Annotated in this window: 25 protein-coding genes; 15 read left to right on the top strand and 10 right to left on the bottom strand. The window is 45.6% G+C overall.

The genetic code is table 11. The features are described 5' to 3' along the window. Window positions 1-23: 23 nt before the first annotated feature. Together R7E42_RS03890 and R7E42_RS03885 are read left to right on the top strand one after the other, a co-directional pair. Window positions 24-950, top strand: coding sequence for an endonuclease/exonuclease/phosphatase family protein (locus tag R7E42_RS03890; RefSeq protein ID WP_213969327.1), 927 nt, complete (start codon window positions 24-26; stop codon window positions 948-950). Between the two features lie 192 nt (window positions 951-1,142). Next, a complete protein-coding gene (locus R7E42_RS03885) occupies window positions 1,143-1,514 on the top strand; it encodes a hypothetical protein (protein ID WP_027726579.1) in 372 nt (123 codons plus the stop codon). Between the two features lie 76 nt (window positions 1,515-1,590). Here R7E42_RS03885 and R7E42_RS03880 read toward each other — a convergent pair whose 3' ends face one another. The 5 genes from R7E42_RS03880 to R7E42_RS03860 all read right to left on the bottom strand — a co-directional run bounded on the left by R7E42_RS03880 (window position 1,591) and on the right by R7E42_RS03860 (window position 7,163). Further along, entirely contained in the window at window positions 1,591-2,688 is a 1,098-nt protein-coding gene (locus R7E42_RS03880; protein WP_009706212.1) for an ABC transporter permease, read from the bottom strand. Continuing rightward, window positions 2,688-3,614 (bottom strand): ABC transporter ATP-binding protein, encoded by a 927-nt coding sequence (locus R7E42_RS03875; protein WP_213965118.1) that lies wholly within the window; start codon window positions 3,612-3,614, stop codon window positions 2,688-2,690. The genes R7E42_RS03880 and R7E42_RS03875 overlap by 1 nt, the downstream gene beginning before the upstream one ends. Before the next feature lie 4 nt (window positions 3,615-3,618). Continuing rightward, complete coding sequence (locus R7E42_RS03870; RefSeq protein ID WP_005385136.1) at window positions 3,619-4,569, bottom strand: HlyD family secretion protein; 951 nt, start codon at window positions 4,567-4,569, stop codon at window positions 3,619-3,621. Window positions 4,570-4,938: 369 nt separating this feature from the next. Continuing rightward, a complete protein-coding gene (locus R7E42_RS03865; protein WP_005425077.1) occupies window positions 4,939-5,802 on the bottom strand; it encodes a MurR/RpiR family transcriptional regulator in 864 nt (287 codons plus the stop codon). Between the two features lie 89 nt (window positions 5,803-5,891). Further along, window positions 5,892-7,163, bottom strand: coding sequence for an amino acid deaminase (locus R7E42_RS03860; RefSeq protein ID WP_318072363.1), 1,272 nt, complete (start codon window positions 7,161-7,163; stop codon window positions 5,892-5,894). Window positions 7,164-7,342: 179 nt separating this feature from the next. Between R7E42_RS03860 and R7E42_RS03855 the strand changes: the two genes are divergently transcribed. The 8 genes from R7E42_RS03855 (at window position 7,343) to R7E42_RS03820 (ending at window position 16,731) form a co-directional block, all read left to right on the top strand. Further along, on the top strand, window positions 7,343-8,788 hold the full coding sequence (locus R7E42_RS03855; protein ID WP_005425135.1) for an N-acyl-D-amino-acid deacylase family protein: 1,446 nt from the start codon (window positions 7,343-7,345) through the stop codon (window positions 8,786-8,788). A 51-nt stretch (window positions 8,789-8,839) separates the two neighbouring features. After that, window positions 8,840-9,232, top strand: coding sequence for a RidA family protein (locus R7E42_RS03850; RefSeq protein ID WP_005425100.1), 393 nt, complete (start codon window positions 8,840-8,842; stop codon window positions 9,230-9,232). Between the two features lie 234 nt (window positions 9,233-9,466). Continuing rightward, window positions 9,467-10,990 (top strand): sodium:solute symporter family protein, encoded by a 1,524-nt coding sequence (locus R7E42_RS03845; RefSeq protein WP_005435470.1) that lies wholly within the window; start codon window positions 9,467-9,469, stop codon window positions 10,988-10,990. A 103-nt stretch (window positions 10,991-11,093) separates the two neighbouring features. After that, on the top strand, window positions 11,094-12,038 hold the full coding sequence (locus R7E42_RS03840; RefSeq protein ID WP_318072362.1) for a sugar kinase: 945 nt from the start codon (window positions 11,094-11,096) through the stop codon (window positions 12,036-12,038). Between the two features lie 16 nt (window positions 12,039-12,054). Next, the gene (locus R7E42_RS03835; RefSeq protein ID WP_078609815.1) at window positions 12,055-12,684 is read left to right on the top strand and encodes a bifunctional 4-hydroxy-2-oxoglutarate aldolase/2-dehydro-3-deoxy-phosphogluconate aldolase; all 630 of its coding nucleotides are present in this window, start codon (window positions 12,055-12,057) and stop codon (window positions 12,682-12,684) included. Window positions 12,685-12,774: 90 nt separating this feature from the next. Next, window positions 12,775-15,228: a beta-N-acetylhexosaminidase gene (locus tag R7E42_RS03830; RefSeq protein WP_318072361.1), complete on the top strand. Its 2,454-nt coding sequence runs from the start codon at window positions 12,775-12,777 to the stop codon at window positions 15,226-15,228. 79 nt (window positions 15,229-15,307) lie between these two features. Next, window positions 15,308-16,354: a lactonase family protein gene (locus R7E42_RS03825; RefSeq protein ID WP_213876020.1), complete on the top strand. Its 1,047-nt coding sequence runs from the start codon at window positions 15,308-15,310 to the stop codon at window positions 16,352-16,354. 14 nt (window positions 16,355-16,368) lie between these two features. After that, window positions 16,369-16,731, top strand: coding sequence for a RidA family protein (locus R7E42_RS03820; protein ID WP_213876022.1), 363 nt, complete (start codon window positions 16,369-16,371; stop codon window positions 16,729-16,731). Between the two features lie 117 nt (window positions 16,732-16,848). Here R7E42_RS03820 and R7E42_RS03815 read toward each other — a convergent pair whose 3' ends face one another. Continuing rightward, window positions 16,849-17,640 carry a PhzF family phenazine biosynthesis protein gene (locus R7E42_RS03815; protein WP_318072360.1) on the bottom strand — a complete coding sequence of 264 codons (792 nt, stop codon included), beginning with the start codon at window positions 17,638-17,640 and terminating at the stop codon, window positions 16,849-16,851. Window positions 17,641-17,827: 187 nt separating this feature from the next. On the opposite strand from R7E42_RS03815, the gene R7E42_RS03810 reads away from it, so the two are divergent. Continuing rightward, window positions 17,828-18,361: a YbhB/YbcL family Raf kinase inhibitor-like protein gene (locus tag R7E42_RS03810; protein ID WP_017635230.1), complete on the top strand. Its 534-nt coding sequence runs from the start codon at window positions 17,828-17,830 to the stop codon at window positions 18,359-18,361. A gap of 19 nt (window positions 18,362-18,380) precedes the next feature. After that, the gene (locus tag R7E42_RS03805) at window positions 18,381-19,160 is read left to right on the top strand and encodes an AraC family transcriptional regulator (protein ID WP_047101663.1); all 780 of its coding nucleotides are present in this window, start codon (window positions 18,381-18,383) and stop codon (window positions 19,158-19,160) included. Between the two features lie 36 nt (window positions 19,161-19,196). Here the strand turns inward: R7E42_RS03805 and arsB are convergent, their stop codons facing one another. Together arsB and R7E42_RS03795 are read right to left on the bottom strand one after the other, a co-directional pair. After that, window positions 19,197-20,252: an ACR3 family arsenite efflux transporter gene (gene arsB, locus R7E42_RS03800; protein WP_005385145.1), complete on the bottom strand. Its 1,056-nt coding sequence runs from the start codon at window positions 20,250-20,252 to the stop codon at window positions 19,197-19,199. An 85-nt stretch (window positions 20,253-20,337) separates the two neighbouring features. Next, window positions 20,338-20,679, bottom strand: a complete 342-nt coding sequence (locus R7E42_RS03795) for an ArsR/SmtB family transcription factor (protein ID WP_005375451.1) — start codon at window positions 20,677-20,679, stop codon at window positions 20,338-20,340. Window positions 20,680-20,949: 270 nt separating this feature from the next. Here R7E42_RS03795 and R7E42_RS03790 point away from each other — a divergent pair, with 270 nt between their 5' ends. Continuing rightward, the gene (locus R7E42_RS03790; RefSeq protein WP_005375454.1) at window positions 20,950-21,534 is read left to right on the top strand and encodes an NAD(P)H-dependent oxidoreductase; all 585 of its coding nucleotides are present in this window, start codon (window positions 20,950-20,952) and stop codon (window positions 21,532-21,534) included. 167 nt (window positions 21,535-21,701) lie between these two features. Next, on the top strand, window positions 21,702-22,067 hold the full coding sequence (locus R7E42_RS03785) for a winged helix-turn-helix transcriptional regulator (protein WP_054865851.1): 366 nt from the start codon (window positions 21,702-21,704) through the stop codon (window positions 22,065-22,067). A gap of 195 nt (window positions 22,068-22,262) precedes the next feature. Here R7E42_RS03785 and R7E42_RS03780 read toward each other — a convergent pair whose 3' ends face one another. Further along, window positions 22,263-22,946, bottom strand: coding sequence for a hypothetical protein (locus tag R7E42_RS03780; RefSeq protein ID WP_005385150.1), 684 nt, complete (start codon window positions 22,944-22,946; stop codon window positions 22,263-22,265). Between the two features lie 512 nt (window positions 22,947-23,458). Next, complete coding sequence (locus tag R7E42_RS03775; RefSeq protein ID WP_005385152.1) at window positions 23,459-23,998, bottom strand: redoxin domain-containing protein; 540 nt, start codon at window positions 23,996-23,998, stop codon at window positions 23,459-23,461. A 565-nt stretch (window positions 23,999-24,563) separates the two neighbouring features. Here R7E42_RS03775 and R7E42_RS03770 point away from each other — a divergent pair. Continuing rightward, window positions 24,564-26,279 (top strand): SgrR family transcriptional regulator, encoded by a 1,716-nt coding sequence (locus R7E42_RS03770; protein WP_318072359.1) that lies wholly within the window; start codon window positions 24,564-24,566, stop codon window positions 26,277-26,279. The last annotated feature ends 69 nt before the right edge of the window (window positions 26,280-26,348 follow it).

Raw genomic sequence — 26,348 nt, 5'->3', positions numbered from 1 at the left:
TAATCGCTAAATGAGCTGTGCGTGTGCTGAGAGTCATTCAATGGATTGTGTTGTTTTTACCCGCTTCAATTTGGCTGGTGGCAAGGCAATATCATGATATTTGGTGGGCGGAGAATCTAACCTCGATTCCCGCTCTTCTTTTATTCGCCTACCTAGGTTTTGCTTTGGCACTTTTGGTTTGCCGTCACTGGACGAAAGCCACTGCTGCCACTTTGATTGGTTTCGCTTCTATTGCGTATCTCTTACCCACTCAGATCACGAACAACCAAACCTGCGAAAATCCGCTGACGATCGTCCAATTCAATCTGTTTTACGAAAACCCGGACATCAATCAGTTCATCAATTACTTGCTTAAACACCCTGCGGATTTGGTGGTGATGCAAGAGCTCTCGCCTCAAGTGGGGGAGAAACTTCACCTTCTCGACGATGTTTATCCTTTCTATTACGGCGGCCAGCGCGGCGTTGGTTACCCGTCAAATCAGATGATTTTGAGCCGTTATCCTTTGGAGCCAGTTTCGATTTATCACACCCCAGATGGTCAAGAGGTGATTCGAGCAACATGGCAAGTGGACAACCCTATTACCTTGATGACAGCGCATCCTCCTTCGCCAAGAACTGAGCCGTTATGGCAACGCCGCAATGCCCTGATTCGAACCATAGAAACCCTAACTGATTTGTACCCAACACCGGAAATGATCGTGATAGGGGATTTCAATCTTTCTGCTGCAAGCCCAAGGTTTAATGGGCTGTTTTCTCGTTTCCAAACTCAACCTGTTGCCAGTTGGCCAACATCAGTGAAAGGCTTACCGGTTCCTGCTTTTGCCATGATAGGTATTGATCACCTCTGGCTTAAGTCAGAAAACTCAAATCGGAGAATCTGTTCAAGAGCATCGACAGATCAACCGAATGGCTCTGATCACAGGTTGGTGACGACTCTAATCGGGCAATGAGTTAGTACTTTTTATTGGCAAAGTGTCTAGTTATTTAGAATTAGGTTAAATCGCGGTGTGGCTTGTCATGGAATTGACGGAGTCTGACCTTAAGTTGTTATTTGGGTGAATTCTTTAACCTAAACTCCATCCGCTTCCTATACTGAGAATATAGAGAAAAGCAGAAATTCATAATGATAAGAGGCAACTTGTATGACAAGAACTACCTCAGCAGTGTTAATACTTATTTTAATGAGCGCCTATTTTGCCTATAACCGTTTTTACGTTTATCCGCAAAAGCTAGAAACACAGGCGGAATCGATGCTGATCCAAATGGCCAACCGTGAAGAGTGGCTTGACGTACATGAGATGATGGAACGTGTAGAAGCGCACAAGGCGCATCTGGAGTTGAACGCAGATATCACCTCAACCAGCGGCAAACGTGCATACAGCGAAGGTTACATTACCTATAGCGACCGCAGTCGAAATGTATGCAAACAAGTGGTTTTCAATTTCAAAATCAATTCGCTAAGAAGTTATAGCATTTCAGATCTACATGATTGCTCTCTGGGTGAGTACTACTGATCTCGCTACGATAATTGATGATTCAATAAAAACGCCTCCAAATCCGGAGGTGTTTTTAGTTTTGGAATCTGATGGGTTAATCGAGTGATTTTTTGAAACGTAAAGACGCAACAACTAAACCTATCACCGTAAAGCCCAGTAGCCAGACTGTATCTCGCCATAGCTCCATTAAGTCTGCACCACGCAGCACCACACCACGAATAATGCGCATAAAGTGAGTAGCTGGTAGGGCTTCTGATATCCATTGTGCCGCGACGGGCATTCCTTCATAAGGGAACATAAATCCGGACAGAAGAATCGATGGCAAAAGAATAAACACCGTCATCTGCATGGCCTGAAGCTGTGTTGTCGCAATGGTGGATATCACCAAACCTAAGGTTAAACTCGCGGCGATAAACAGCAGCGTGCCAAACAGTATCTGACTAATGGCGCCGTTTATCGGCACGCCAAATATCCAGTGCCCTAATCCTAAAATGATAAACACCTGTATCAGACCAACAAAGATATACGGAATGATCTTCGCCACCATGAGTTCGATGGAGTGAATTGGCGTAGTAATCAGTAACTCCAAATTGCCGCGTTCCCGTTCACGAACAATGGCTGCACTGGTGAACAAGATCATCGTCATGGTCAGAATCACGCCCAATAAACCGGGGACAATGTTCACCGCCGAGCGCCGACTCGGGTTGTAATACAGCGCAACTTCAAAGGTTTTGGTTGGGGCAGGGCGTATCTCAAAATCAAAATCCGTTAACGGCATGGTTTGCAGTGAGAGAATCGCAGAACTGATCATGGTGTCTGAACCATCCACAATCCACTGCCCAAGCTCTCTGCCTTGCACCATACGTTGGGTTAAGTCGCTAGGCAGAATTAAAGCCGCTCGCACCAAACCGTCTTGAATGGCTTGCTCGGCTTCTGAAGCGGTAGCAAAGGTTTCAACCACATCGACCACTTGCGTTACTTTGACGGACTCAGTGATCACGCGCCCGGCAGTACTGCCACTTTGATCGACGACGCCAACGGGAATGTTGCGAATATCGGTATTTATGGCAAAGCCGAACAGCAGGAGCTGAATCAACGGGATCATCACGACCATGCCAAAGGTAATGCGGTCACGTGAAAGCTGACGGATCTCTTTGATCATTACCGCTTTCATACGGGCAATAGATTTCATCATTGGCGACCTTCTCCCGTAACACTGACAAATACATCTTCCAAGCTAGGACGAGCAATGTTCATCTCGCAGCCATCAAGCTCAGGAAAGGTCTGGGTTAACCATTCGATCGGTTGTTCGATGTGCTGGTGGATCAAAATGCGTAAGCGAATGCCGAGCTGTGCGGCTGAGCGTACCTCTTCGCGCTGAATGACTTTCTCTTTTAGCTCGCGTAAGTTATCCGCTTTGACTTCGACGATGTTAACGCCCATTTGCGCCATGAGTTCTTCTGGCTCACCATCGGCGCGGATTTCCCCAGCTTCCATAATCGCCAGACGATGGCAGCGTTCCGCTTCATCCATGTAGTGTGTTGTGACCAAAATCGTCGTGCCTTGGTCAGAGAGATCAAACAATTGCTCCCAGAAATCGCGTCGGTTCTCTGGGTCAACCGCAGACGTGGGTTCATCAAGAAACAACAGTTCTGGTTTATGCATAGTGGCTGCGGCGAGAGACAAGCGCTGCTTCTGGCCGCCACTCATTCCGCCGACGCGCTGCTTACGTAGTTGGTCGAGACCGTAGGTGGCTAGTTGTTCTTCGATGCGAGCTTTCAGCGCCTTGGTTTCCATACCAAAGATTTGTCCAATAAACTCAAGATTCTCTTGAACCGTCAGGTCATCATAGAGGGAGAATTTTTGTGTCATGTAGCCGATCTTGAGGCGCAGCAGTTCCGATTGTTTTGGGATCTCTAGCCCAAGCACATCCACGTTGCCCTCACTTGGGCTAAGCAAGCCCGTCAACACACGGATGGTTGTCGATTTACCGCAGCCGTTGGGACCAAGAAAACCATAAATACTGCCTTTGGGTACATTGAGCGTGATGTTGTTGATGGCGGTGAAGTCACCAAACTTCTTCACTACATTTTCAGCTTGAATCGCGTATTCGGTCATTGGCTTACTCCACCAAATCCACTTGCGCTGGAATGCCCGAAGGCAAGGATTGTGCTGAGTCTTGTAGGTCGACTTCTGCAAGGTACATCAAACGCGAGCGTTCTTCCTCGGTAAGCGCGAAATAAGGTGTGAATGAAGGTTCAGTTGCAACCCAACGAACGGTGCCGCTATATGGTTGCTCAACGCCATCTACATGCACGTTAACCGTTTTACCCGGCACAAAGTCGACTCGATAGTTAGCAGGAACATAAACACGAGCGTATGGGACGCGGCTGGCTTGTATTACAGCAACCACGCCATTCACCGGAACGCGTTCACCAAGGTTAAACGGTAGGTTATCTAACAAGCCATCTCGCGTGGCCGTGATGGTGAGTTCTGCCAGTTTCTGTTCTTGTAGTGCCACATCGGCTTTTGCTGCCATGAGTGCGGCTTTCGCTTGTTCAATATCTTCAGGACGAGAGCCAGCCGTTAGTTTGCTGAACTCTTCTTGTGAGGAGTCTAGCTCTGCACGGGCAGAATCTCTGGCTGCTAAAGCGGTGTCTTTCTCTGATTGGCTGATGAGTTTCTTACGAACTAACTCCGCTTTACGTTGGTAGTTCTTTTGCGCTTCAACCAATTGAGCTTCCGCTCTGGCAACGCGTGCTTGCGCTGCGGCAATGTCTTCTGGTCGCTCACCATTGGTCAATTTCAAAAGATAGGCGTCAGCCTTGGCTTGTTCGGCTACGGCGTGAGCTAAAACGGCTTCTTGGTTCTTTGTATCGAGCTGAACCAGCACTTCTCCTTCGGTGACTTGGCTGCCTTCCTTGATGGGAAGAGCACGAATTATCTCGCTAGAGGTTGCAGTAAAGGTTACGCGGTCACGTTCTAGTGTGCCAAGGGCTTGCTGTCCGTCATCTTTGGAACAAGCAGTTAAAAGAGTCAGGGCTAGGGTGCCAAGAATGATTCGCTTCATCATGCGACGCTTCCTCTAAGAAGGTGAGCTCGAAATCGTATCAAGCTATAGAAGAGTGTGGGACTGCATTCAGTGTAACGTGAGTCAGTTTTGTCCGGCTAGGAAGTTAATTCCTTCAATATTCATCAATTGATTAATTATTGAAACTGGCCTCACTCTTGAATGCGTCTCTAAGAATATTCTCATTCAAATATAGTGGGTTACCGTGATGTTGGTGGGATTAGGAAAGATAAATTAAAGAATCGAGACAAGGATCAGGTTTACCGTGCGCGCGTAAAGAAACAGCGAGATAAAGCAAAGCCCGATGCTGAACATCGGGCTTCATTGTTTGAGTTTTATGAGCGAGTTTTTAGTTATCTAGACCACGTTGGTTTAATCACCAAGAGGCTGTCTTTCTAAGCCGCCACGATAAGAGTCGAGGGCAACTTTGAGTCGGCGAAGTTTATCGCGTGAGCGTCGCTTATGATTAACGGCTAATGCCATCGAAAGTACGTCAACCAAAGCCAACATCGCGTAGCGAGAAGCGGATGGCTTGTAGATGAAATCCGTCTCTTGGTGTTCAATAGGCAGAACCAAATCGGCTTGCTCAGTCAAAGGTGTGTCTTTCGGAGTAATCACAATGACTTTCACGCCGTACTGCTTGGCTAATTGCGCGGTTTCTATGATGGCAGGGGTATAGCCAGTGGCTGAGATCATCACCAACACATCGTTCGCGTCTGCAGTCGCCGCAATCATGCGCGATAACAAGCCATCGTTGTAAGCCACAACAGGGTAACCCAGACGGAACAAACGATGCTGCATCTCCTGTGCTGCAATGGTTGAGCCACCACCCATACCAATACAGATCACTTGTCTTGCGTTGTGCAGCCAGTTCACAGCAGTGTCGATATCTTCTTCAACAATCAAACTGCGGTTTACATCAAGGGATTGCTTGATCGACTCATAAATGCCTTGGTAGCCACTTTGATCAGGCGGCTCAAGGATGAATCGTTGTCCAACCGTTAAGGTTTGTGCCAGTTTGATCTTCATATCACGTACGTTTTTACAGCCAACAGCTTTAGCAAAACGGGTGATGGTGGCTTCACTCACTTCTGCGCTTTCTGCCAGTTCAGTAATGCTGGCATTGGCGGCAGTTTGAATGTCGTCCATGATCAACTTCGCGACCTTCTTTTCGGCATCGCGCAGCGCACTGAAACGTTCAGTGATTTGAGAGATAATATCGACTTCTAAACTCAAGCTGTGTTCCTATCTTTTGCATGGAGGCGATTGTGCCGCCTCCACTGGTTTGGCATGAAGTATAACGAAAAGCCTCACTAAGCTCATCATCAGAAACGGGTTTTCACCCAATGAGTGACTTGATACTCATCATCACAAACCGCCACGGCACGCCACTTATCAAACGTTAAACATGGGTGGGAGGTTGAGAAGGCAATCATATCACCCACTTGAAGGTCGCTGTTTGCGTCTACTTCGATGAACGCGTGCTGATCCATCACCGCGGTCGTTACCGCACTTTCAATAGAGATTGACTCACCATCGCGGTAAGCACGCTCAGGGATTGGCAATCCAGCATCAAACGCCACGTCACGTTTGCCAAAGCCGGCAACTAACTTGGTTGGCTCAGGGCGAGAAATCACATAAGCCCAAAGCTCTAGTGCTGATTCCAAGTCACCGCCTAAATCACACGCGGCACCTTGGTTGTTTTCAGCACGCTGCATGACTTTGTTTTGTGCATCAAGGTAAATGCCTGTGTCATGAATTGCGTAGCAACCTGGGCGAATGATGGCGTCAAAATCTTCTAGGTTGGCAAAGCATTCAGAAACTACGTCATACCAAGCAGAGCCTGCGCCAGTAACAAGAGGTTTGGACTCAATCAACCTGTCGTTTTGTAGTTGGGCTGTGATTTCTAATGTGGTGTTGAGGAAGTCACGGATGTCCTGCTCAGCATTGTCACCATGAATGACACCTTCGTAAACCTCGATACCTTTTAGCGTGAGGTGAGGTTGCTGGTGGATGAATGTGGCGAGCTCAACCACATCTTGTTGATTACGGCATCCACAGCGACCGCCTTCGACACCAAACTCAATCAGTACATTAAGCGGCAATTGATGTTCAGCGAAGGCACGCTCTAGCGCTTTGACATTTCGGCTTGAATCCACACAGCAATAGAAGTTGACCCCGTGGGTTTCAATCAAGTTGGCGATGATAGTCATGTTTGCGCGCCCAACTAGTTGGTTCGCCATGATGATGTTTTTCGCTCCGCCTAGCGCCGCAATCTCTGCCTGAGCCGGCGTTGCGACGGTAATGCCCCAAGCGCCGTTTTCTAATTGCTGCTGGAAGAAAGCGGGAGTCATGGTGGTTTTACCGTGCGGTGACAACTTCACTTTGTGCTGATTGGCGAAACGCTGCATCCAATCGAGGTTGTTCTTCAATGAAGAAGATTTGATCACCGCAGCGGGCAAGGTGATCTCTTCATGGATCAAACTGTGTAACCCATCGGAATTGCACGCAACAGGTTGAGCCTTTTCTCCGTAACCTGGCGTGGTAACACACTCATTATGATAGTTTTTATCACACTTTTGGCGATTGTCTTTCATGGCGTACCTACTTCTAACATGGTCTAAGTGATTGATATTAAGTGTTTGTTGCTAACTACCATAAATAATATGTTAGAAAGTATCAAACAAATCTGAGTTTTTTGTGTGTTTCTTCACTGTTTAAATTTCAAGAATTATTAAGATGGAATCATGTTAACGACGGACGAAGAGAGTGAAGTATGTTGTTCGATACCATTATCAAAAGCGTAGAGGTATTTGACGGTACGGGTGCAGCACCATTCATTGCTGATGTTGCGATTCGTCAAGATCGTATTGAGCAAGTAGGGCAGCTAGACGAGCTTTCTGCAAAGAAGGTTATCAACGGTCAGGGTCTTGCGTTGGCTCCGGGATTTATTGATGTGCACACGCACGATGACACCAATGTGATTCGTTACCCTGACTGCTTGCCAAAGATCAGCCAAGGCGTGACGACGGTAATCGTAGGAAATTGCGGAATTAGCGCGAGCCCTGCGGTACTCAGTGATACTCCGCCAGACCCAATGAATCTATTGGGCAAGCAGGAAGACTTCAAATACCCAACCTTTGCGGAGTATGCGAAGGCGGTACAAGCGGCGAACCCTGCAGTCAACGTTGCTGCGTTAGTCGGTCACACAACTTTACGTAACAACGTGATGGACGACTTACTGCGCACGGCTACCGATGAAGAAATCGAGCAAATGCGCCAAACACTGGCACAAGCGATGGAAGAGGGCGCATTGGGTTTGAGCTCGGGTCTTGCTTATGCGAGTGCCAAGCAAGCCAACGCGGATGAAGTCATGCGCCTAGCGGAAATTCTCGGTCATCACGGTGGTATCTACACCACACACATGCGCACCGAGTTTGAAGAAATCATCAGTGCAATGGAAGAAGCGTTTGAAACTGGGCAGTACGCCAAAGTGCCAGTGGTGATTTCTCATCTGAAATGTGCAGGTGCAGGCAACTGGGGGCGCACGGTAGAAGTGCTGGATTTGATGGATAAGGTTTCTGAGCATCAAGACGTGTCTTGCGATTGCTACCCATATTCTGCCAGTTCTTCAACGCTGGATTTAAAACAGGTGACGGATGAAATCGACATCTTCATCACTTGGTCTGAAAGTAAACCTGAACACGCTGGCAAGATGCTGAAAGACATTGCTGACGAGATGCAGCTGCCTCTTATGGAAGCAGCAAAAGCGTTGCAACCTGCGGGCGCGGTTTATCACTGCATGGATGAAAACGACGTCAAACGTGTCCTTAAGTATAAGTTGACCATGGTGGGCTCGGATGGATTACCAAATGACCCGCATCCACATCCACGTTTGTGGGGCACATTCCCGAAAGTTTTGGGGCATTACTGTCGTGAAGAACAGCTTTTCCCATTGGCAGAAGCGATTCACAAGATGACGGGGATGTCAGCAACACGCTACCAATTGAAAGATCGTGGGGAAATAAAAACAGGTGCTTACGCAGACTTAGTTTTATTTAACCCAAATACAATTAAAGATACTGCAACGTTCGAAAATCCAATTTCCGTCGCGCAAGGTATTGAATCTGTATTTGTAAATGGCGAGTTATCTTATTTAAAAGATAAAGTCACCGAAAATAGAAATGGCGTATTTATTTATAGAAATAATACCCATCAATAACTTATTAAATAAATTAATTTTTTAGATTAAGCATTATCACTGGAGAATATTATGTCAATTAAACGTTATGGTGTAGAAGGCGGCGTAGGTACTGGCGGTCAACATTTACCATTTGCACGTGCAACAGAAGCGGGCGGCTTCTTATACGTCTCGGGTCAAACACCAATGACTGACGGCGAAGTGGTAGAAGGCGGTATCGTTGACCAGTCTCGCCTAGCGATTCAAAACTGTGTCGATATTATGGAAGAAGCAGGCTACACGCTAGCTGATGTGGTGCACGTAAAAGTGGTACTAACGGATTCTCGTTACTTCCAATCGTTCAATAAAGTGTTCAGAGAGTTCTTTGGTGATCACCCACCTGCGCGTATTTGCATGGTGTGTGATCTCGTGGTGGACGTGAAAGTTGAAGTCGATGTGACTTGCTACCGCGAAGATCGCCGATAGAAATCACACTTTACCTAATTAAATAAAATAGAGTGCCGGAAATAATTACTTTCCTGTTATTATCTTTTTGGCACTCTCACTCCCTACATAAATATAATTTCATAAAGCAGTAGTGCCTAATATATTTAGCAAAAGCTATAAAAATAAAATTAGATAATTTCTGGAATAAAATCTAATACTTGCTGCTGGAATTATATCAATCTGAAAGATGGATTTTGATATGAGAGGTGTTCAATGAACAGTACACTTTTTCTTACCGGCTTCGGTGCGTATGTCTTATTTTTAATTTGGTTGGGATGGTTTGTCTCTCGCAACCAAAAATCAGGTGAAGACTTTCTACTCGGTGGTCGAGGCTTACCTCTGTTCCTCGTATTAGGTACCACGGTAGCAACCATGGTTGGCACGGGCTCAAGTATGGGCGCGGTTGGCTTTGGTTACTCAAACGGTTGGGCTGGTGCGCTTTACGGCATTGGCGGCGCAATTGGTATCTTGTTATTGGCGCTGTGGTTTGCGCCAGTTCGTAAACTCAACTTTATGACTATGAGTGAAGAGCTCGCATACTACGTAGGTGCAAATCGCATCGTGAAGAACGTGGTTGGTCTGCTTATCTTTATCGCTTCTATTGGCTGGTTGGGCGCACACATCCTTGGTGGTGGTATGTACCTCGCGTGGATTGCCGATATTGAGCTGAGCACTGCGAAGATGATTATCGCAGCAGCGTTTACTATTTACGTGGTTATTGGCGGCTACACTGCGGTGGTTTGGACAGACACCATTCAAGCTATCATCTTGTTTGTTGGCTTCATCCTAATGGCGGTACTGTCTGTGCAGCACATTGGCGGCTTGGATAACCTGTATTCAGCCATGGATCCAGAAGCGGTTAGCTTCCTTGCGATTGATAAGCTTGGTTTAATCCCAGCGGTTTCTCTTGCTGTTGTGATTGGTGTGGGTGTACTTGCAACGCCTTCATTCCGCCAACGCATCTACTCAGGCAAAGATGTATCAACCATCCGTCGTTCATTCGTAGCGTCTGGTGTGCTGTACTTGTTCTTCTCTATCATCCCTGCAGTTATTGGTATGGCGGCGCATGCGATTGACCCTGAACTGAACAACGCGAACTTTGCTTTCCCATACATCGCGGCAACAGTATTGCCAGTAGGCGTTGGTCTTATCGTTCTGATTGCAGGTCTATCGGCAACCATGTCGAGTGCAAGTTCCGATGCGATTGCGGGCGTGTCTATCTTGCTGCGTGATGTTTACGTCATGTTCACCGGTCGCGTGCCAAACAAAGAATCCATGTTGAATTATTCTCGCTTGGCTTTGGTTGTAGTGATCGGGTGTGCATTGCTGTTCGCGCTAACCTCTAACGACATCATCGGCTACATCACTAAGATGATCTCGACAGTTATGTCTGGCATGTTCGTGTGCGGTATGTTGGGTCGCTTCTGGAAGCGTTACAACTGGCAAGGTGCATTGGCAACATTGGCAGGTGCGTCTATTGCTTCATTTGCAGTAATGCTTAGCCCAGACCTGACTGCTTTCTGGGGCAACCCAGTGATTCCATCTTGCTTGTTTGCCCTAACCGCTGGTGTGGCAGTAAGCCTAGTGACTCCAGCTAACCAAGTGTCACCAGAAATGGCACGAGCAATCCTTGATGATGAGCGTGCTCTGATGGAAATGGAGCTGTCTGACAAAGGCGTTCTGGAAGAAGACGCTTCTCTACAAAACCGCGCAACGGCGGCAAATCAAAACGCTTAACAGCAAAGGGTTTCTGGCTCGAACAGAAACTCGCTTATAAGCTCCTGACAAACTGGTGGCTCCCCCGAGCCACCATTCTAAATTTATCCAAAGTAGGTGAACGATGACCGATTCATCCCAGACTAAAATTGCTTTCTTTGGCGAATGCATGATTGAACTGAGCGGCGACCCAATTCGCAAAGGCTTTGGTGGCGACACGCTCAATACCGCACTTTACCTCTCTCGACTAACGGCTCAACAACCTGTCCAAGTGTCTTACGCGACCGGTCTTGGGGAGGACGTACTTTCTCAAGAGCTTCTGGAAAACTGGCAACAAGAGGGCATTGTGACTGATCTTGTCGAGATATTCCCAGCTCAGCTTCCGGGGTTGTACATGGTGCAGACCGACCAAGAAGGCGAACGCAGCTTTCTTTATTGGCGTGACAGTGCAGCCGTTAAAAGCTACTTCTCTACCTCTTCGCTCAACAAATTAGAAGCTGCGATTGCGAACCGAGAGCTGGATTACCTCTACCTAAGTGGCATCAGCGTCGCGATTCTAAATGACGATAGCAAAGTAAGGCTTAAAAAGGCGTTAAGTCAGTTCTCACAAGGCGGAGGCAAGGTTATCTTCGATAATAACTTCCGTCCTCAACTTTGGTCTGCACAAGAGGCGAAACATTGGTATAGCCAAATTCTGCCTTTAGTCGACATTGCACTTATCACTGAAGACGATGATGTCTTGGTATGGGGTGAAGAGGAAAGTGCTGAGCAGCGCAGCCTTCGCTTTGGTTGCCAAGAAATAGTGATTAAACGTGGCTGTGAGCCTTGCAAACTGGTTTGGTCGCATGGTGATGACAAGCAAACCGCTTACGTAGTCGCCGAGAAGGTTGTGAAAGTAATCGACACCTGTGCCGCCGGCGATTCATTTGCTGCTGGTTACCTTGCAGGACGATTGACCGGACAAAGCTGTGAGCAGTCTGCCCAACTCGGTCACGCACTAGCAGCAACCGTTATTCAATATCCTGGCGCAATCATTCCAAATGACGCCATGACTCATCTAATTCGATAATTTCCGAGAACGTATTATGTCCCAAGCAATGATTAAGCAACTTCAGCAATTCAAAGTTATTCCAGTTATTCAACTCAACAAGGTTGAGCACGCGATTCCATTGGCGAAAGTGTTAGTAGAAAACGGTCTGCCAGTCGCGGAAGTGACGTTTCGAACAGAAGCCGCTGCCGATGCGATTAAAGCCATGCGTGATGCTTACCCGCAAATGTGCATCGGTGCTGGCACGGTACTGACGCCGGAGCAAATTACTCAAGCGAAAGACGCGGGTGCAGAGTTTATTGTTGCGCCGGGGTTGAACCCCAATACCGTGCGTCGCTGCCAAGAGATCAATATGCCAATCGTTCCGGGTGTGAATAACCCAAGTCAGGTTGAACAAGCTCTTGAGCTGGGTTTGAACTTCCTCAAATTCTTCCCGGCGGAAGCGAGCGGTGGTATCGCGATGGTGAAGTCACTACTTGCACCTTATGTTGATGTGAGCCTGATGCCGACAGGCGGTATCGGTAAGAACAACGTTAATGATTACCTAGCCATCGACCGTGTGGTTTGTTGCGGTGGCACTTGGATGGTGGCACCGAGCTTAATTGAAAACGAACAATGGGACGAAATTGGCAAGCTGGTTCGTGAAGCAGTAGAGCTGGTTGCGTAACTCAAACAGAGCTCGTTTACCCAAGTCACCAGACCCCATTAAATAGCGTGACTTGGGTTGAACAATAATAACAACGACAGGATGGCGCGGATGAACAAAGGTACATTAGCACTACTCATTTCAGGCTTAATCACAATTCCAACGGCAGCGATGGCGATGACCCCCAACACCGATCTTAACCTAATGCCTTACCCACAAAATGTAGAGTTGGGGCAGGGTAAAATCACACTGGATAAATCCTTCAGCATATACATCAAAGGCTACGATTCCCCGCGCGTGCAGTTCAACGCAAAGCGCACTATGGACCGTCTATATCGCCAAACCGGCTTACCGATGTTGAACTGGCATGCTGAGTCGCAAAAAGACGCGACCTTGGTGATTGATATTCGTAATGCGCCCAAGTCAGAGGTGCAAGACATTAACAGTGATGAATCGTACCAACTTGAATCGCGTAATGGTCAGATCATCATTCGCTCCGAACGCCCTTACGGCGCTTTCCATGGTTTGGAAACCTTCTTGCAGTTGGTGACTACGGACGCGACTGGGTACTTTGTGCCTGCGGTGTCGATTCAAGATGAACCTCGCTTTCCTTGGCGTGGCGTTTCTTACGACACTTCTCGTCACTTCATTGAACTCGACGTGATTCTTCGTCAACTCAATGCGATGGCATCAGCAAAAATGAACGTTTTCCATTGGCATATTTGGGATGACCAAGCGATTCGTATCCAGCTCGATAATTACCAAAAGCTATGGCAAGACACCGCAGATGGTGATTATTACACCAAAGATGAAATCCGCTATGTAGTGAATTACGCGCGCAACCTTGGTATTCGAGTTATCCCTGAAATCTCTCTGCCGGGACATGCTTCGGCAGTGGCGCACGCTTACCCTGAATTAATGTCTGGTATGGGGGAACAATCTTATTCGCATCAACGTGGCTGGGGTGTGTTTGAGCCGTTAATGGACCCGACCAATCCCGAACTTTACAAGATGCTGGCGAGCGTGTTTGACGAAGTGGTTGAGCTCTTCCCTGATGAGTACTTCCATATCGGCGGTGATGAACCAAATTACCAACAGTGGAAAGACAACCCGAAGATTCAGCAATTCATCAAAGACAACAATCTGGATGGTGAGCGTGGTCTGCAATCGTATCTGAACACCAAGGTTGAACAGATGCTGGAACAGCGCGGTAAGAAGATGACTGGCTGGGATGAAATCTGGCACAAAGACCTTCCAACCTCGATTGTGATTCAAAGCTGGCAAGGGCACGACAGTATAGGTCGAGCAGCAAAAGGGGGCTACCAAGGCATTCTCTCAACAGGCTATTACCTAGACCAGCCACAACCAACCAGTTACCACTACCGCAATGATCCAATGCCGAAAGGAATCACGGTTGATGACCAACTTCATCAAGGTGAGAAATTCGCGACTTATGATTGGGTGAAACCACGCAACAAAGGTGGTCCACGTACAGGTAATCTAACCATTATTGAAGCGACAGACGGCAGCTACCGTGCGTTTACCGATTACAACGGTAAGTCTCGTGAAGAGGTGTTCATCATCGAGTACGTGCCGGGTGTGAAGTTTAAAGGGCACTTCGATAACTTTATGTCTTACACCGAATTCAACTATGACTTTGCGGATGGCAAGTTGAAAGACACCAGTTACCAATTGATTGGCAATGTTCGTTGGCCTGCGATTGGAGAATTGGTCGCGAGCAGTGACATGCAGGGGAGTGTCATTCCTGAGCCGAATGGCGGCTATCCAGCTGAACTGACCGAGAAAGAACAGCATTTGATCTTAGGCGGAGAAATCACCATTTGGGGTGAGAACCTCGATTCAATGACCATCGAGCAACGCTTATGGCCGAGAAGCTACGCAATTGCTGAGCGCCTATGGTCGAGCCAAGACCTGACCGATGAGCGCAGCATGTACAAGCGCATGAAGGTGATGGATACATGGTCTGAGATTTCGCTTGGTCTGCGTCATCATGCCGATGCCAATATGATGTTGAAACGTCTTGCTAATGGTGCAGATGAAACGCCGCTACAAACATTAGCGAAGTACATCGAGCCGGCTCAATACTACGCTCGTCATTGGGAGAAGTGGATCTCTACGCCAAATGAAGGTGATTTGTACAACCAGTATGAGCGACTAAACCGCTTTGCGGATGCATTGCCAGTAGAAAGCCTAGCAGTGTACGAGATGAAAGATTTGGTCGCAGCTTATGCTCAAAGTGATAAAACCGCGTTGGATGCGTTGGCGATGCATTATCAGAGCGTTAAGTTAGCGGCGCAGCAAGCCAAACCTATTTTCGCTGCAAACGTGGCGTCGGTAGAAACGGTGCCAGTTGCAGAAGCCGCAATCAAAGTTGCCGATTTAGGTTTAACTTTGATTGAGCTCGCCAAGCAGGGCAGTGACATTAGCCAATCTGACACTGAAGCGTATCAACGCACTATCGATGAAAATGCGATTATTTTTGATGAAACGATTGTCGCCATCGTAGTACCAACCGAGCAGTTGCTTCACACTTTAACCGATTGATAACTAAAAGGGATTGCCGTCTGGTAACGCAGGCGGCATCTTATCGGTTAAGCACTCTTTTATCTCCTAAAGGTTTCCCATGATAGTAAATGGTCACTTACATTTTTATGTAGGCACCTATACCGATTCACCAAGCCAAAGTCAGGGCATTGCGTGTGTTTCTCTTGATACTGCTACTGGCGCATTAACGCTCATCAATGAACTTGTTCCAGACGCAGTAAAAACGGTTCGTAACCCTTCTTACCTTGCGCTCAGAGGAGAGGGTTTATATACCTTTAATGAAGTCGATCGTTTGGCAGGTGCAGAGCTGATATTTGCTGAAAAAATAGACAGCTATGGATTGCCAATTGAAGGTGACTACCCTTGCCATATCGACATTAAAGAACAGCTACTCGCTGTTGCAAACTACGGTTCCGGCAATGTAAGTGTTTACCAACTTGATGAACAAGGTAAGCCGTTGAAATCCATTGCAGAATTGTATGTAGAAGGCAATGGGCCGAATATTGACCGTCAGACTTCCCCTCATGCCCATCAAGTCACTTTTCTAAAATACTCCGCTCAATTGGCTGTGGTCGATTTAGGCACAGACAGTGTTCACTTTTATGACTACTACAATGATGGTGAGACAGTTAAGTTTCCACTTTCTCAAAGCATCGCGATGCCTGCTGGCTCAGGGCCTCGTCATTTGATCTTCAATCGTGATGAATCTGTCGCGTACGTTGTTTGCGAATTGTCTGAAACGCTGGTGGTACTTCGCAAGCAAAACGGACAATGGAATCTGACTCAACAAGTTAAACTGTTAGCCGATGAAGAGAACAAAGAAGCGGCGTCTGCTATTCGTCTCTCCGTGGATGAGCGCTTTGTCTATGTCTCATGCCGTGCGCAAAATCTGATCAGTACATTTGATGTAACGAGCAATACTCCAGTTCAAATTGCCGAGTCCGATTGTGGTGGCGCGTTCCCAAGAGATTTTGTTTTATCCCGTGACGGGCAGTGGATGCTCGTTGCCAATCAACATTCACATAATGTCGCTAGCTTCCATAGGAATCCGGAAACTGGCGTTATCACTCCAACCGGATATTCGTGCGACATCGGTGCGCCTGTGTGTTTGGTTGAGAAGCCGTAATTAAGAGAAATAACATGACAATTCATCGTATTAATCCATGTAAACGTTGGTCTGATGTAACGGTGTTCAACGGTATTGCCAACTTTGTTGAGGTGGCAGAAGCAGATACAACTGCAGATATGAAAGGGCAAGTGCAGCAGATCTTCGACCAAGCCGAACAAATGCTAGCCAGTGTTGATAGCGATAAATCGCGCATTCTATCTGTGACGATTTACGTGACGGATTTTGCTAACTTCGATGCGCTTAACGAAGTGTGGGATGCGTGGTTCTCTGAGGGCTGCGCACCAAGCCGCGCTTGCGTCAAAGTCGAATTGGCGAACCCTGAACTATTGGTAGAAATGGCGTTCGTTGCCGCTGCGGGTAAGAAGTTCCAGTAGTTCGATATCACTCTACTCAAACCATCAAGTCCAGCGTTATCCTCAAGCTCAGCGTTATATAGCTCAATAACGCTGGGCTTTGTCCTATTGGGCTAATGCTAAAGACAGGCTAAAGGGCTACACAAAAATCTTGCCTTTCATGTAGAGCACGCCGTCGCCAGATACTCTTACTTGTTCGCCAGTAACTTCACAGTGCAAAATGCCTCCGCGCTGAGAAGCTTGGTAAGCGACCAGTGATGTTTTGCCTAACGCTTCTGCCCAGAACGGTGCTAACCCAGCGTGAATCGAGCCAGTTACGGGGTCTTCGTCACCACCATTTGCAGGCCAAAAGTAACGAGATACAAAGTCTTGTTGATCGCCTTTTGCGGTAACGACCACATCGTAAGGAGCGAGTGTCTTGAGGTGATCTGAACGGTATTGAACCTCAAGTACCTCCTGCTGGTTGCCGACCACCACGAAATACGCTTGAGGGCTAAGCAGTACGCGTTCCACATCGCAACTTAGGCCTTCAATCAATGCCGAGGGAATATCAGAAACGGCTTTTGGAGGACGAGCAGGGAACGTCATCTCGATCTTACCTTGCGCATTCTTCTCTACGGTGAGGGGCCCTACTTCCAGAGTATGAAATTCAATCGTGCCATTAATGCCAAACTCATCAAACAGAACTAACGAAGAGGCCAGTGTTGCGTGTCCACAGAAATCGATTTCAGTAATCGGAGAGAACCAACGAATCTCATATTGGTTTGCGCCAATGGACTTTAGGAAAGCCGTCTCTGATAAGTTGTTTTCTGTCGCGATATTTTGCATCAATTCTGGGGCTAGCCATTCCTCTAACGGTATCACCGCTGCTGAGTTGCCTTTGAATTGCGTATCGGTGAAGGCGTCCACCACGTAGATATCCAATTCCATTTTCCTTCCTTATTCCGTGAGCGATTAATTAGCATAAACCAAGTGCAATTAAGAGAGTAAGAAATTTGTGTTAGAATCTTAAAGTGTCAAAATTATAGATTATTTTGTGTTTTTTGATACTTACTGACAAGGATTCGGACTGCTGGGTATTTAGACTAGTGTTGAATTCATTGAAAGGAAGAAAAACATGAAAGCGATCTACAAGTCAGTTTTGGTATTGAGTGTTTTTGCGGTCGGTTCTGCCCATGCATTTGAACTCGTGAGTAGAGATATTCAAGAAGGCCACCCGATGGCGAAGACATTTGAATACTCTGGTTGGGGATGTGATGGCGGGAATCAATCACCACAATTGATGTGGAAAGAAGCTCCAAAGGGCACAAAAAGTTTTGCGATCACCGTGTATGACCCCGATGCACCAACAGGCAGTGGTTTTTGGCATTGGATAGCGTTTAATATTCCATCCACCGTTAGCGAGCTGCCTCGAGGCATTGATATGAACAAGTTAGGAGGCAAAGAATCTCGTATTGACTACGGCACAACGGGGTTCGGCGGCGCGTGTCCTCCAAAGAATGATGGGATGCATCGTTACCAGTTTACGGTGTGGGCATTGCCAACTGAAGAACTGAATTTGGATGAAAACACGCCACCAGCCATTGTAGGGTTTACTTTGAATAGTGTTGCTTTGGGTAAAGCGACATTAACCACGACTTACACGCGATAATTGAATATAAGGGGAGAGAATGGGTCACCAATATCAGGTTACGCTGTTTCGTGCGGAGCAGCAGCAGAAGCTTCGTAATGTCAGGATTCACTCCCCAAGCATTATTCAGATTGTTAAGGGGAGTAAACATCTTTTCTGGAAAGACGAAGTACTCGACATCCATCATCCAAATATCATGCTTTGTGAAGCAAATGCATCCCTAAATTTTGAAAATCTTCCTCTACAAGGGCGATTTCTTTCTCGAATGTTCAGTTTTCACTGTGTGCCTAGCGATGAAATGTTGGAGCTAAGCATGAGCAACGCATTAGGAAACTATGTACCCGTTGTTGAGACAGATAAAGCATTGCAAGCGACGTTAAATGCTTTGTTTTCGTTTGAGCGGGAAAGCTTAAGTGAAGCGACACAACGCTACTGGATTATGGGCCTATATCAGCAGCTAGCTGAGAGAGGGTTATTGCATCGGTTGTTCTCGAGTTCACATATCTCTTTTAGTCAGAAACTTAGTCGTTACTTATCGCGCTCTCCAGGGGAGGAGCATCCATTAGACATGGTCGCGGGGCACTTTGCTATGAGCCGAGCAACATTGATACGCAAACTGAAACAAGAAGGTACCCAGTATCGTGAAGTATTGGCAGAAGTGCGCTTAAATCACGCACTTTACTTGATGCAAAATGGCTCGTATAACGTTGCTATGCTCGCACAGTTGTGTGGTTATCAGTCAGAGGGGCGTTTTAGCCAACGCTTTAAAAGTAAGTTCGGCCTAACGCCCAGTGAGTATATTAAAACGGTAGTGAGTTAATGTTTTACCGCTTTTGTATTTTTTGTGCTTTTTAGGTTAGCCATAATATTTGGCTTTCATTCGCAATGCTACATTCACCAAAGCAATCAATACAGGCACTTCGATCAGCGGGCCAATGACACCAGCAAAAGCTTGGTCTGAGTTTAGGCCAAACACCGCGATAGAAACCGCAATTGCCAATTCAAAGTTGTTGCCTGTTGCCGTGAAAGCAATTGACGCGTTTTTGTCGTAGTCGATGCCCATTTTCTTACCAACGAAGAAGCTGACAAAGAACATCAACACAAAGTAGATAGCCAGTGGAATTGCTACACGGAATACATCCATTGGCAGTTCAAGAATCATTTCACCTTTCAAGCTGAACATCAGTACGATGGTCGCAAGCAGGGCGATAAGCGTAATTGGTGAAATGCGTGGGATGAATACGTCGTTGTACCATTGTTCACCTTTCGCAGCGACCAGCCATTTGCGGCTTAGGAAGCCCGCTAGGAATGGGATACCAAGGTAAATAAGAACGCTTTCCGCGATGTCCATCATCGAGATATCAACTACGAAACCTTCGTAACCAAAGACTGGTGGCAACACAGTGATAAACAACCATGCCATCACACTGTAAGTTACGATTTGGAAAGCGCTGTTTAATGCAACTAGGGCTGCGCCGTATTCTTTGTTACCACCACCGATATCGTTCCATACCAATACCATCGCGATACAACGAGCAAGACCGATCAGAATGATGCCAACCATGTAACCCGGATGATCACCTAGGAAAGTCAATGCAAGGATGAACATTAAAATAGGGCCGACAATCCAGTTCATGACTAAAGACAGCGTGATCGCTTTTTTATCTTTCGTCACTGTACCTAGCAGGTTGTAGTTCACCTTTGCTAGCGGCGGGTACATCATCAAAATCAAACCAATCGCGAGCGGTACGTTCGTGCTGCCGACTGACATTGACTCATTCCACTCAGCAACTTGAGGGAATGCTGCGCCAATACCTACACCGATTGCCATTGCCACAAAAATCCACACCGTTAGGTAACGGTCCAAGAAGCTCATTTTGTCGCTGGCACTATTTAAAACTTGAGTAGTCATAGTGTTCTCTTATTCGTTTATCGTCGAAAGGCGATAGTGAAAGGTATAGTTTATCTCTGCACGCCTGAGCAGCGTGCAAAGGGAATTAATCAAATAACTTGGAAAATCCTAGATTGAACTGATCAAACGCGTCGCGTTGAATGCGGTAACACACCTTAGGTGGGTTTGGCTCGGCGCTGATAAAGCCAGCTTGCTTTAGAATACGCAAGTGCTCGGAAACAGTAGATTGCGCAAGACCCAGTTCAGAAACCAGATCACTATTCAAACAACCGCCCATGGTATCGAGCGTGTGCAGGATATGCAGAATGCGCAAACGTGCTGGATGCGACAAAGCTTTTGCTTGCGCTGCGAGAGTTTGTTCTTTCTCGAGCTGTTGTTGCGTTGTCTGAAAAACAACTTCGCACGTGTCCTTGCACTTATCACTCATTCGCTGGCCTTAATAGTTAATCGTCGAATTGCGATAAAGTGTACGCCTGCTCTGTGGAAGATTCAACAACTCGATGAAAAAATTAATCGTAAAATAACGATGAATAAAAAATTGAAAAAATATATGTTTTAAAAACAGTGATATAATAAAAAATTAAGTAGGTTACTAAAAGTTAACTAATTGCACTATATTTCTAGGTTACCATAATAAACCACATCCGACGCACAATGGTTACTGCGTCATCTTGTGAACTTATTTAAAGGTAATCCCATGAGCAACGTACTGATCATCAATGCACACGAACCATCACCATATTCAGAAGGTCGTCTAAATGCTTCTCTTGTCGACAAAGCACAGACGCTTCTGCAAGCAAAAGGCCATGAGGTTCGCGTTGTGACAATGCAAGATGAGATCAACGTAGATGAGCAACTCGCACACTTTGAGTGGGCTGATCGCGTGATCATCCAAAGCCCAATCAACTGGATGTCTGTGCCTTGGTCATTCAAAAAATACATGGACGACGTGTTTACTGCGGGTATGGGCGGCGCACTATGTGCATTCGATGGCCGTAGCGCAGAAGAACCAAAGAAAAACTATGGTACAGGCGGCACTCAAACCAACAGCAAATACATGCTGTCACTGACATTCAACGCGCCAGAAGAATCGTTTGATGATGAGAACGAATACCTATTCCAAGGTAAAGGCGTGGACGATTTGATGTTCCACATGCACGCTAACTTCCGCTTCTTTGGTATGTCAGCATTACCTACATTCGCTTGTTATGATGTGATGAAGAACGCAGATATCGAAAACGATTTTGTTCGTTTCGAAGCTCACATTAACGAAAACTTCTAATCCTTTTAGAAAGATAGTGCGAACTGAATGATGAATTGAGATGGACTGCTACATGCGGTCCATTTTTATTTGTTTGCGGCGAGGTGACGTTTTTATTACTCTAAAGCACTAAATGTATATAGCTTACTTTTCGTTACCTAGATTAGGTGCGTATCTTGAGGTGTATTGTGGAAAGCAGAATCAGTGTAGATAGCAAAGGTCGTAAGTCAGTGGTGAACGTATGTGCGGAGCCATGTGCTATCGAGAAAGGGATGCGTCTAATTGGTGGTAAATGGAAAGGTTCTCTGATTTATCATTTGAAAGACGGCCCAGTTCGTTTCAATGACTTAGCACGCATGCTAGGCGGTGCAAGTAAAAAGATGATCGACCAACGCCTGAAAGAGCTAGAAGCGGAAGGTATGGTGGTGCGTAAAGTGATCAGCGACCGCCCAATTGCAGTCAGCTATGAACTAACAGAGTTCGGCCGTACCGCACTTAAGATTCTTGATGATTTGCGAATTTGGTCTGAAAAGCATCAAATTGAGCTTCGTTAAGACCAAAGTAGTTAATCGCAAACGTCACTCTCTTTTGAAAGCTGATTAATAATACATCGCCGTTTATACCCAAGTAACTTAGATGTGCTTCATTAAAATCGTAATTTGTTTCGTAAAACAACGTACTCTTTCGAGTCAGGCATATCGAAGCTACTTGAGCATAATCGTACTTTTTAAGTTTTTGATTTTTAGTTATTATTTTATCATACTTAATAAGTTGTAGAATAAATCACTCACTTCAGTTGAATTTAAAAAAGCACTATTTAATTCCAGTTTCTTTTCAAAATCGGAATATTTATCGAATTCCTCTTTCTCAACTAAACCTATTGGTGAGTTGTCGTTAACGTGGCTTTCATATTTTTTGATGGTATATAATTTAGACTTTTCGTCAAAATATTGAATTATCTTAATGTTAACGTCAGGTCTCTCCGTATTATACGTGATCGTAATTTTTTCATAATCTTTATTAATCGGAGTCGTAAGTCCTGTAGGGTAGATGATTTTAAACCCATTAATGTCATTCTTCTTCGTGCTTTTATAATGTTTTGAGTATGAAAAGTTTTCAATTGCACTTTTAGTGACGATAATTGACTCACCTTTCTTTAAACCGTATTCGGTACATTCATAATCGTCAACAACCGTAGAATTTCTTTTCTTTTCAATCAGGTAGGACATGCTTGCAGATGTCCCTCCGTGTTCCAGTTTTTGTTGGTTTACAGAACAATAGAAATGACCTTTTTCCACCGTCATTGCGTTGATTTGTTCCGGATTTGAAATGGTGGGATGTATATCTTTTGCTGGATCGTTGTCGCTTCCTCCTGAACCGCATCCAACTAATCCGATACAAACGGCCATATAAAGCAAAGAGATTTTATTCATACTGTATTTCTCAATTAAGATGTGTGATTGCAAATAACGATTAATTACATTTTTATAAAGTGAAATGTTTTTTATTTTAATTGAACGGTGTTTTATTGGTAAAAAAATCGTTTGCTTTTATTTTGTCTCTTACGGTATCTATGTTTTCATTTATGGTATGAATTATTAGATTTGCACAATTGTGAGTTGCAATAGGATAATAATCGCTAGCCAACTACTTGTGTAGGTACCGTTATGATTTATATATCCGTTAAGTCTAAGTTTTTAGTCTTAATTTCATGTATTTATCGTGAAAGTGACTTAGAAGTAAATAACTAACGTTGTTTGAGGGGAGCCTGGGCTTCACTGATCTTGTTTTTCATCAAGGCGTTGTATAATGAACAAGGACTCTATTTCCAACTTGTTGATACATATCAGATCTCACGGATCTGATATGCATTCCAAGTTATTCTCACTAAGGCAAGAATCTTAGCTTATTTAAGGATAGAAAGTTTACTTGGGTGTAGAAGATATTAGTAATCCAATGTGCCACGGATAGGGTAGTTATTGTTTGGATCGCGAATCCATGCCAATCCGCGTGATAGCGCGCCAAGCTCAGGGCGAACAAACGGGTTGTTTGAAATATCCACCACGTGTAAGTCGCCGTGTTCATTCACCACAAACAGACCTGGTTCTGCGAAATTATGATCGGTTTCCTGTTCAGATCGAGGAATAGATACATACAAGCCTAGCGTTTTCATTTGTTCTTCGGTCAGGCCGTAAGCGATAGGGAAGCTGATTTCGAGTTTCTCTAGATGCCCCTCTAGCTGTGCTTTTGAATCGCCAGAAACGGCAAGAATATCGACGCCAGCATCAGCGAAAGCCTGTTTGTAACTCTCAAGCTCGTTGAGGTACTTAGTACAAAGAGGGCAGTGTTTACCACGATAAACGAATACTGCTTGCCAAGTCGCATCACCTTGCGGCTGACCCAACGTTACGCTTGAACCATCTAGCAAAGTGGCTTGAAGATGAGGGAAGCTGTCGCCCGCTTTAAGTTTCACTGAAGTTGCCATATTGACTCCCGAATTGGTGGTGTATATCCATGAATGCCCCTTTCTCAACAAAGCGATTGGGGGATGAGACTTCAATGTAGACTCTGTTTTGCGGTGTTTCAACTAGTTAACTTTTAGTAACCTGCAATAAGGTAGTAGAGTGCAAAAGATGAAAAAGCAGAACTTAAGATACAACGAAGTGGGGGTGTAGTATCAGGAGCTAAGTTCTGCTTGAGGTTAGGCTATGACCACTGGAACATATCGTTAAGATAGACCAGAGTCATCACTTCTATTTTATTACTCGATTGAGCTACGCGTTGCTGAAAAAAGTACGCCATCATTGGCTTCTTCATTTCTTCCTCCTTTACGCTGACGAGTAAATTATGCGTATAAAAGGGGAGATAAAAAAGAGAGTGATTTTGTTGACTTTGTTCCTAATAACGTAAATATCTGGGGCTTTAAAGCCGAATTTGGAGGTTAATTGTGGAAAAGGGGAACAGATAATTAGGAAGTTTTCTTATTTTATTGCCGCCAACTTAAGTAAACTATTCCTATCCACAAACTTCACAGCTCTAAGGTTGATTCAGTGTCTGATCTCAATTTGTTTCGCTATTACCAACGATTACTCTCGTTTAGCGTTGGTGATGAAACAAAAACCACGTTACAGGACATTGCCGACATCATGTTCACTTCTTCTCGGCATGCTCGTAGCCTGCTAGCGCAGATGCAGCAGAAGGCGTGGTTGAGCTGGCACCCGAAAGCTGGGCGGAACCAACGATCGACTCTTATTCTGAATATGGAGTTAGACGTTTTAAAAGAGAGCTTGGCTCTTGAACGTATCAAGTTAGGCAAGTATGAAAAAGCACTGGCGATATTAGATGAAGACGAAATGGCATTTGGCCGTTTGTTAAAAACAACGTCTGGTGCTTCTGTTCAAGAAGGACAGCTAAATATTCAATTAACCTATAAGCGAATGTTTGAGCGCGTCGTTCCACATCAACTTCAGCGTAGCAGCGAACGTTTCTTATTAAGGCAAATCTATTGTTGCTTAGTTTCGAGTGATAACAATGGGAAAGTGCAACCAGAACTCGCACATCACTGGCGTTATGACGAAGACACCTACGAATGGACTTTCTACCTTCGTCCAGGTCTGACTTTTCATAATGGTAATTCCATTGATGCAGAAACAGTGGTTAGCTTGTTTGCAAAGTTGAGTTCACTACAGTACTACGAAAAAGAGTTGGCACATGTTGCTAACATTACTGCGCCAACGCCATTGAAAGTTGTTTTTAAGCTTAATCGAGCTGACTTGGGCTTTGCTGGACTTATTTCTGGAGTGAAATACGGCATTCAACCAGTAAGCCAAGTTAACGTAGCGAATAACAAGCTGGTGGTCGGAAGTGGCCCATTCTCTGTTGTCGAGCACAATGAAAGTCGTTTAAAACTGCAAGCATTTAATGGTTACTATGCATGTAGAGTTCTAACGGATTTGGTGACTATCTGGATTGTTAATGACGAGCAGATGGAGAACCCGTCATTGGCAGCAAATACGTTGCAAAGGGATACTTCGCCCGAGGAGGATTTGTGTGGACACTATATGTCGACGCAAAACCGAGAACACTCATCGGCGAGCAAGCGTAGTCGAATAGAAGATGGTTGCTTATTCGCCTTATTTAATCAGCACGCTAAGCACAAACTCTCTTTAGCGCAGCGCCGTTATATTAGTGAGCTAATTCAACCTGAGCACTTGGCCGAAGTGATGCGCCGCGAGAATATTGTATTTGGGAGTATACCCGCTTATAACCTGCTACCAGGTTGGAAGCCAGTGCTCCGTCCGTTCAGTGAGCCGCTTAAGTTACCTAAACACATTACGATAGCAGGATATAACTATACCGCGTTGCGTCGCTGTGCGCGGGCTATTTCTAATCGTTTGGTGAGTGTTGGCAGTAAAGTAGAAATTGTTATGTATTCCTATCGTGAGCTGAACGAGAAAGCTAAGAATGGTGAGCTAAATGAGACGATGGTCGTGACGAACATAAACCTAGATGATAATCGTCATGCCTCAGCGTTCACGAACTTCTTTAGCAACGCTGTGCTATTCCACACTTTGGGAGAGAAGAACGCACAATGGTTAGATGAACAACTACAGAGAGTCAGATCTTTCGTTCCACTTGAGGACTACCTTAATGCATTGGAGCCAATTGCATCGACGTTGATCAGCGAATACTGGATTGCACCCATGTTCCACCATACACAAACTTTGCGTTTCCAAGGTGTTTTAGAAGACGTCGCTCTTACGTAACCGTTCACCAGTAGGAGCTTGATTTAATGGATTACAGACTAAATACGTTGGGGTAAGGCTTGCGAAGTG

It is taken from the genome of Vibrio sp. Vb1337 (assembly GCF_033338715.1).
GTDB classification, from domain to species: Bacteria; Pseudomonadota; Gammaproteobacteria; order Enterobacterales; family Vibrionaceae; genus Vibrio; species Vibrio alginolyticus.
Note: the sequence above shows the minus strand (reverse complement) of the source record. Positions and strands in the feature narration are given on the sequence as shown.

Excerpts from the sequence above, each read along its gene's own strand:
- R7E42_RS03885 (WP_027726579.1), top strand. The coding sequence starts at position 1,143 with ATGACAAGAACTACCTCAGCAGTGTTAATACTTATTTTAATGAGCGCC.
- R7E42_RS03880 (WP_009706212.1), bottom strand. The coding sequence starts at position 2,688 with ATGAAATCTATTGCCCGTATGAAAGCGGTAATGATCAAAGAGATCCGT.
- R7E42_RS03875 (WP_213965118.1), bottom strand. The coding sequence starts at position 3,614 with ATGACCGAATACGCGATTCAAGCTGAAAATGTAGTGAAGAAGTTTGGT.
- R7E42_RS03870 (WP_005385136.1), bottom strand. The coding sequence starts at position 4,569 with ATGATGAAGCGAATCATTCTTGGCACCCTAGCCCTGACTCTTTTAACT.
- R7E42_RS03860 (WP_318072363.1), bottom strand. The coding sequence starts at position 7,163 with ATGAAAGACAATCGCCAAAAGTGTGATAAAAACTATCATAATGAGTGT.
- R7E42_RS03855 (WP_005425135.1), top strand. The coding sequence starts at position 7,343 with ATGTTGTTCGATACCATTATCAAAAGCGTAGAGGTATTTGACGGTACG.
- R7E42_RS03850 (WP_005425100.1), top strand. The coding sequence starts at position 8,840 with ATGTCAATTAAACGTTATGGTGTAGAAGGCGGCGTAGGTACTGGCGGT.
- R7E42_RS03845 (WP_005435470.1), top strand. The coding sequence starts at position 9,467 with ATGAACAGTACACTTTTTCTTACCGGCTTCGGTGCGTATGTCTTATTT.
- R7E42_RS03840 (WP_318072362.1), top strand. The coding sequence starts at position 11,094 with ATGACCGATTCATCCCAGACTAAAATTGCTTTCTTTGGCGAATGCATG.
- R7E42_RS03835 (WP_078609815.1), top strand. The coding sequence starts at position 12,055 with ATGTCCCAAGCAATGATTAAGCAACTTCAGCAATTCAAAGTTATTCCA.
- R7E42_RS03830 (WP_318072361.1), top strand. The coding sequence starts at position 12,775 with ATGAACAAAGGTACATTAGCACTACTCATTTCAGGCTTAATCACAATT.
- R7E42_RS03825 (WP_213876020.1), top strand. The coding sequence starts at position 15,308 with ATGATAGTAAATGGTCACTTACATTTTTATGTAGGCACCTATACCGAT.
- R7E42_RS03820 (WP_213876022.1), top strand. The coding sequence starts at position 16,369 with ATGACAATTCATCGTATTAATCCATGTAAACGTTGGTCTGATGTAACG.
- R7E42_RS03815 (WP_318072360.1), bottom strand. The coding sequence starts at position 17,640 with ATGGAATTGGATATCTACGTGGTGGACGCCTTCACCGATACGCAATTC.
- R7E42_RS03810 (WP_017635230.1), top strand. The coding sequence starts at position 17,828 with ATGAAAGCGATCTACAAGTCAGTTTTGGTATTGAGTGTTTTTGCGGTC.
- R7E42_RS03805 (WP_047101663.1), top strand. The coding sequence starts at position 18,381 with ATGGGTCACCAATATCAGGTTACGCTGTTTCGTGCGGAGCAGCAGCAG.
- arsB (WP_005385145.1), bottom strand. The coding sequence starts at position 20,252 with ATGACTACTCAAGTTTTAAATAGTGCCAGCGACAAAATGAGCTTCTTG.
- R7E42_RS03795 (WP_005375451.1), bottom strand. The coding sequence starts at position 20,679 with ATGAGTGATAAGTGCAAGGACACGTGCGAAGTTGTTTTTCAGACAACG.
- R7E42_RS03790 (WP_005375454.1), top strand. The coding sequence starts at position 20,950 with ATGAGCAACGTACTGATCATCAATGCACACGAACCATCACCATATTCA.
- R7E42_RS03780 (WP_005385150.1), bottom strand. The coding sequence starts at position 22,946 with ATGAATAAAATCTCTTTGCTTTATATGGCCGTTTGTATCGGATTAGTT.
- R7E42_RS03775 (WP_005385152.1), bottom strand. The coding sequence starts at position 23,998 with ATGGCAACTTCAGTGAAACTTAAAGCGGGCGACAGCTTCCCTCATCTT.